The organism is Pantoea sp. USMM079 (assembly GCF_037153115.1).
Classification (GTDB): domain Bacteria; phylum Pseudomonadota; class Gammaproteobacteria; order Enterobacterales; family Enterobacteriaceae; genus Pantoea; species Pantoea communis.
In genome coordinates this window covers 1-223 of the sequence record NZ_JBBCKX010000097.1, presented here as the reverse complement: position 1 = coordinate 223, position 223 = coordinate 1, and the positions used below count along the sequence as shown (strand labels likewise).

Sequence of the window (223 nt, the reverse complement as noted above, 5' to 3'; positions counted from 1 at the left end):
GCGGTATTAGCTACCGTTTCCAGTAGTTATCCCCCTCCATCGGGCAGTTTCCCAGACATTACTCACCCGTCCGCCACTCGTCACCCAAGAGCAAGCTCTCTGTGCTACCGTCCGACTTGCATGTGTTAGGCCTGCCGCCAGCGTTCAATCTGAGCCATGATCAAACTCTTCAATTTAAAGTTTGATTTGCTGAAACAAGTTCAGCGATGCTCATCTGTAAAAC

General features: G+C 49.8%; 1 rRNA gene. It reads right to left on the bottom strand.

From position 1 onward, the window contains the following. Nucleotides 1–176, bottom strand: a 16S ribosomal RNA gene (locus WFP70_RS26685); the annotation flags it as partial. Between the last annotated feature and the right edge of the window lie 47 nt (nucleotides 177–223).